We start from the raw sequence: 5,799 nt of genomic DNA, 5'->3' as shown, positions 1-5,799 counted from the left end.
TTCCACGATGCCATCCTGGCGATCGCCTCGGTGCCGCTGCCGGTGCTCGAGAAACGCATGGCGCAGTTCATCGCCGATGGCGGCGTCAACCCGCCACCCGCGGCAGCACCGGCGGCGCGGCGGCGCGGGCGCGCTCGATGAGCGACGGCAGCGGCGCCGCTGCCGTCAGCGAGCGGTTCGCCTCGTGACCGTCGTGCCGTCGAAGTAGCGATACTCGCGGCCGCCGACACGGACGGTCGACTGCCGGGCGGCGACCGCATAGGCACCGTCCGGCGTTCGGGCGCTGTGCTCAGACGTCCGGACGACCGGCGCCTCGCCCTTCGCGACGTCACCGACGAGCGCCTCCCGCAATGCCCTCCCCTGCACGGACGGGGGGATAGCCATCCCGAGCAGCGTCAGCATCGTCGGCATGAGATCGACGTTCGCGCTCGGGACGTCGACGATGCGACCGCGCGCGAGGTCCGGTCCGGCCGCGATGAGCGTGTTGTGGATGTCCCACGGGCTCGAGCTGCCGTGCCCGGCTATCCCGCCCGCCGACACCGCACCGCGCAGACCCTGCGCGTTGGCCGTGTCCGCCCAGTCGGGCGAGAAGAGAATCTGCGCCGACCGCTCGTGGTCCCAGCGGGCGACGTCGAACGACAGCGTGCCGGCGACGCGCCCCTCCGGGGATCCGGGCCGTACGGCTCTGGTGAAGATCGCGCCTGCACCTGGCGTCTGCTGCAGCGCACCGACAATGGAGGCCACGGCCTGCTGGTCGCCATCGCGCACGTAGATCGCCCCCCCACTGGCCACCACGCGCGGCGTGCCATCGGGGAGCACCCCGGTGTGCGGCTTCAAGGCGGCAGCGACATCGGCAGCCCCGGTGTGGGTGGAGAACCCGTGGTCGGACGTCACCCAGATGTCGTAGGCCTCGAGCAGCCCGGCGGCGGCGAGTCCGTCCTCGACGCGGCCGATTTCTCGGTCGACATGCCGGAGCACCTCGACCGTCTCCGGCGCCCCGATGCCCCGGGCGTGCGCCGTCGCATCGAGCGCCCCCAGCCAGAGGACGGTCACCGTCGGATCCACACGCGGAAGACCGACGGTCAGAAAGGCGTCGACAGCGTACCGGTCGCGGGCCGGCGTCGGCCCATCCCCCGTGGGCGGCTGGCCGAGCACCGCCAGATCGGCGCGGGCGCGCTCGGGCATGGCGAAGTCCGGATGCAGGATGACGCCACCCGCGATCGTCGGGTTGTTCAGGACCGCCGACCCGCCCGACCCCGAACTCGCGACGAGCATCCGCCGGCCGGCCGCCTGCAACAACTCGCCGATCGTCGGCGCCGTGAGCAGCCGCCCTTCCCCCGCGGCGATCGTGGCCAGGGCCTGACGATTCGCGGTATCGAGGAATCGGCGCGGCTCGACCCCGGGGAAGTAGACGCTGTTGCCCATGAGCCCATGCGTCTCCGGGTAGGCGCCCGTGGCAAACGACGCGGCATTGACGCGCGTGACCGTCGGGTAGACGGCGTGATGGCGGGTGAACACGACGCCGCGCCTGCCGATGGCCGTCAGGCGGGGCATCACGTCGGGCGTGACGTAGTCGGGCCGCAAGCCGTCGACCACCACCAGCAGGTGCCGACGCGGGGGCGCCTGCGACGCCGGGGCGACGACCAGACCGAGCGCGAGCAGCAGCCCGACGAAGGCTGTGCGTCGAGGGGCGCGATGCGCGCATCCGATGCCGATGCCGAGGAGCGGAGCCGCCGTGCGTGGGCGCGTCACGCGGGGATCGTACGCGCAAACGATGACGGGCAGGTCACCGACACTTCAGGATGCACGGGCCGGCAGCCCCCGCCGCCGTGGCTCGGCTACCCGTCAGTCGCGCGCCGCAGCGCGCCCCGGTGCGAGCAGGCGGTCGAGCGTCGGTTTCATCGCCGCTGCCCACATCGCGTAGCCCTTCGCGGTGGGATGCAGAAAGTCGCCCATCACGTCCTTCGCGATGGTGCCGTCCGGACCGAGGAACGTCGCCGCGATGTCGAGGTAGGTGATCCCGTCGCGGCCATCGAAGGCCGCGATGCGCTGGTTGATCTCGGCGACGCGGTCACGCGAGGGATTCGGACGCTCGCCCCGCGGAAAGACGGCCAGCAGCAGCAGGCGCGTCGATGGCGACCGCTCGCGAATCGTCCGGCAGATGGCCCACACGCCCGCCGCGATGTCGTCCGGCGTGTCCAGGCCGACGTTGTTCGTGCCGATCATCACCACCACGACGTCCGGCGACACCCCCTCGAACTCGCCGTGGGTGAGCCGCCACAACACGTTCTCGGTCCGGTCCCAGCCGTACCCGAGGTTGACGACGCGACGCCCGGCGAAGAGCCGGTCCCATTCAGCCACGCCGGTGCGACGGCCATCGGGTGGATCCCCGCCAAAGAAGTGCGTGATCGAGTCGCCGAGCATCACGATCTCGGGGCGACGCTCACGCATGAGCGCGGCGGCAGCCGTGTGCCGGTCCACCCAGTCGTAGGTCCGCCAGTCGCGATTCTGTGTCACCGGTACGAGCGTGGAGGGCATCCGGACAGCACCAGCCGGCAGCGGGGTCTCGATCACGGCGACGTCGCCGACGGGCGAGCCTCCCGGCTTGAAGGCGCGCACCTTCAGCACGTACCCCGGCGGCACTTCCACCGGCGCCAGCCACGCGCCCGCATCGTGTGTCGGCTCCGACCCGTCCAGGGTGTAGCGGAGGATGGTGCCGGGCACGGGCGACACCGCGTCCAGCCGGCCATCCGCGGCCCGCGAGACGACGGGGACCTGGGCCGACGCGATGACGGCTCCTCCCACAGACAGCAGGCACAGCGTGAGGGCCGCCGCCAGCGCGCGCCCCGCGAGCCTTCGACGGGGGGACATCAGCCGGGTCATGAGACCGGAGGCTCCTCGAGTTCCGCGAGATCGCCCATGGCCGTGAGGTAGGCCAGCACGCGCGCCGCCTCGTCCTCATCGACCCGGGCGATGGCGAATCCGACGTGCACCAGCACGAAATCGCCGATCGTCGCCTCCGGCACGTAGGCGAGGTTGACCACCTTGACGACCCCCGCGAAGTCGACCCGGCCGGCCCTGAGCAGCGGGTCGTCGCCTTCGATGCTGACCAGACGGCCGGGGATGGCGAGACACATGGGTGAGTGCTCATCATCCCGATTGCCCCTAGGGTGTGCAAGAGGGGCACCAGTACGACATCCTGCGCGCCACGACCTGCCGCCTGGGCCAGGGCTACCATTTCGGCCGGCCGACCCCCGTCGACGCCTTCGTCGAGCGATTCGCTCCCCGCGGCTGACGCGGGCCGCCCCCGCGCCGCCAGCCGCCAGCCCCGCGCTCACGCACGAGCGTTCTGCCGCCGATTGCTGCTCGAGGGGCGCTCGTCGCGCCGGCACTGATGCCGGCACGCGGCCCGCCAGGAGCCGCCATGGTCAAGGTAGAGCAACAGCAATGGACGCCGGCACGCGGGTGGGATCACGTCGCCGCGCCCACACTCGGTGACGCCCAGATGGTGCTGGTGTTCGGCGGCCAGAGCCAGTTGACCCCCGACGTCATCGGCGCGATCGGCGACCGCTATCCATCGGCAGTCCTGTTCGGCTGCTCCACGGCTGGTGAGATCGCCGACACGGTGGTGTTCGACGACACCGTGGTTGCCACCGCCGTCCACTTCGACTTCACCACCGTGCGCCTGGCCACGACCCTCGTGGAGGACCCGGACGACAGCTTCGCGGCCGGACAGCGCCTGGCGACACAGCTGGCGGCTGAGGACCTGCGCCACGTCCTGGTGCTCTCGGATGGCCTTCTCGTCAACGGCAGCCGCCTCGCCGACGGCCTGGCCGGCACGATCGGGTCCCAGGCCGTGGTGACCGGCGGTCTTGCGGGCGACGGCAGCCGGTTCGTGCGGACGCTCGTCGTGGCGGACCGCGAGATTCGCGGCGGCATGGTCGCCGCCGTGGGTCTCTATGGCGAGCGGCTGCACATCGGCTGCGCATCGTTCGGCGGCTACGACTCGTTCGGACCAGAGCGGCTCGTCACCCGGTCGCGCGGCAGCATGCTGTACGAGCTCGACGGCCAGTCGGCCCTCGCGCTGTACAAGAAGTACCTTGGACCGCATGCCAGCGACCTGCCTTCGTCTGGCCTCCTGTTCCCCCTGGCCGTGCGTCTGACCGGCGAGGTAGAATCGATCGTCCGCACCATCCTCTCGATCGATGAAGAACAGCAGTCGCTCACCTTCGCCGGCGACATCCCCGAAGGCGCGCACGCGCGGCTGATGAAGACCAACTTCGATCGTCTCGTCGATGGCGCCACGAACGCCGCGCGCGCCTGCGACACCTCCGTGATCGGTGCCGACTTCGCCCTGCTGGTGAGCTGCGTCGGCCGCAAGCTCGTGCTCAAGCAGCGCACCGAGGAGGAAGTGGAAGCGGTGCGCGAGGTGCTCGGCCCGGTGCCGGCGATGACCGGCTTCTACTCCTACGGCGAGCTGTCGCCGTTTGCCAGCACCGGCCAGTGCCGTCTCCACAACCAGTCGATGACGATCACCACCCTGTCCGAGGCGTGAACGGTGCACTCCCTTCTGAAGCGTCAGATTCGGCGTTACCTGGGCGACGTCGACGTCAGCGCGGAGCCGCTGGCGACATTTCTGGCCGCCGTCGATCGCAGCTATGAAGAGGGCGACGCCGATCGCAACCTGGTCGAGTCGGCGATGGAGATCAGCTCGCAGGAGCTGCTGCAGGCGAATGTCGAGCTGCGCGGCCTGGTCCAGGCCTTTCCCGATCTCGTCCTCCACGTCGATGCCGACGGGGTGATCACCGCCCAGCGCGGCAGCGCCGTGCGGGCGTTCGGCTGGGAGCGCGGCGCCCTGGTGGGGCAGCCACTCCGCAACCTCCTGTCGCCGACCGAGGCCGCCACCTTCGACGACGTCCTTGCCGCGACGCGAACGACCGGCGTGGTCGGCACCGTCGTGCACGCACGCCAGGAGGCGGGCGAGTCGTTCGTGCACGAGATGCGCCTGGCGTCCCTCGGGGCCGGCGCGGTCATCGCCATCGTCCGTGACCTGACCGATGCGCGGCGCGCCGCCGACATGCAGGTGGCCAAGGAAGCGGCCGAAGCGGCCAGCCAGGCCAAGAGCGCCTTCCTGGCCACGATGAGCCACGAGTTGCGGACGCCGCTCACGGCCATCCTGGGCTACACGGAGATCCTCGCGGAGGAGGCCGAGCCGGATGCCCGGCAATCCCTCGACCGCATCGAGGAGGCCGGACAGCGGCTGCTGCAGATCGTCGACACCATTCTCGAGATCGCCAGCCTCGAAGCGGGCCACACCCACATCTCGGCCGACGTGGTCGACGTGGCGTCGGTGGTCGCCGACGTGCTGGCCACCGTCCGCACCCGCGCCAACGAGAAGCACCTGGTGCTCGCCGGCACGGTGGCCGACGAGGCCGCGACCATCACGACCGACCGCGTCCGGTTGCGGAAGGTGCTCGACATCATGCTCGACAACGCCGTCAAGTTCACGCGGGCGGGCACGGTATCCCTCGACGTCCGCGCGAGCGGCGACGAGGCCGGCACGGGGCTGACCTTCGTCGTGCGGGACACGGGCATCGGCATCCCCGCCGACAAGCTCGCCCACATCTTCGGCGACTTCTCGCAGGTCGACGAGTCGCATACACGCCGCTTCGGCGGCGCCGGTCTCGGGCTGTCCATCAGCTGGCGGATCTGCAAGCTGCTGGGTGGGCGCATCGAGGTGGCCAGCCAGGTGGGCGTCGGCACGACGTTCACGATCACGCTGCCGTGGCGGGCCCGGCG

Annotated in this window: 5 protein-coding genes; 2 read left to right on the top strand and 3 right to left on the bottom strand. The window is 70.9% G+C overall.

From position 1 onward, the window contains the following. Window positions 1–165: 165 nt before the first annotated feature. The 3 genes from Q0C41_RS29270 to Q0C41_RS29260 all read right to left on the bottom strand — a co-directional run bounded on the left by Q0C41_RS29270 (window position 166) and on the right by Q0C41_RS29260 (window position 3,137). Entirely contained in the window at window positions 166–1,752 is a 1,587-nt protein-coding gene (locus tag Q0C41_RS29270) for an alkaline phosphatase family protein (protein ID WP_291990199.1), read from the bottom strand. 93 nt (window positions 1,753–1,845) lie between these two features. Further along, window positions 1,846–2,871: a GDSL-type esterase/lipase family protein gene (locus Q0C41_RS29265; protein WP_291990197.1), complete on the bottom strand. Its 1,026-nt coding sequence runs from the start codon at window positions 2,869–2,871 to the stop codon at window positions 1,846–1,848. Window positions 2,872–2,879: 8 nt separating this feature from the next. Next, complete coding sequence (locus Q0C41_RS29260) at window positions 2,880–3,137, bottom strand: HypC/HybG/HupF family hydrogenase formation chaperone (RefSeq protein WP_291990195.1); 258 nt, start codon at window positions 3,135–3,137, stop codon at window positions 2,880–2,882. A gap of 287 nt (window positions 3,138–3,424) precedes the next feature. On the opposite strand from Q0C41_RS29260, the gene Q0C41_RS29255 reads away from it, so the two are divergent. Together Q0C41_RS29255 and Q0C41_RS29250 are read left to right on the top strand one after the other, a co-directional pair. Beyond that, entirely contained in the window at window positions 3,425–4,555 is a 1,131-nt protein-coding gene (locus tag Q0C41_RS29255) for an FIST N-terminal domain-containing protein (protein WP_291990193.1), read from the top strand. A 3-nt stretch (window positions 4,556–4,558) separates the two neighbouring features. Beyond that, on the top strand, window positions 4,559–5,799 hold a 1,241-nt coding region (locus Q0C41_RS29250), incomplete at its 3' end, for a HAMP domain-containing sensor histidine kinase (protein WP_291990191.1).

Origin of the sequence: Luteitalea sp. (assembly GCF_022842525.1) — a bacterium.
Taxonomy (GTDB): Bacteria; Acidobacteriota; Vicinamibacteria; order Vicinamibacterales; family Vicinamibacteraceae; genus Luteitalea.
The sequence above is the reverse complement of the archived record's forward strand: the minus strand, read 5'-3'. Positions and strand labels throughout refer to the sequence as shown.

What these genes read in the sequence shown, in the direction of transcription:
- Q0C41_RS29255 (WP_291990193.1), top strand. Translation starts at nt 3,425, where the DNA reads ATGGTCAAGGTAGAGCAACAGCAATGGACGCCGGCACGCGGGTGGGAT.
- Q0C41_RS29260 (WP_291990195.1), bottom strand. Translation starts at nt 3,137, where the DNA reads ATGTGTCTCGCCATCCCCGGCCGTCTGGTCAGCATCGAAGGCGACGAC.
- Q0C41_RS29265 (WP_291990197.1), bottom strand. Translation starts at nt 2,871, where the DNA reads ATGTCCCCCCGTCGAAGGCTCGCGGGGCGCGCGCTGGCGGCGGCCCTC.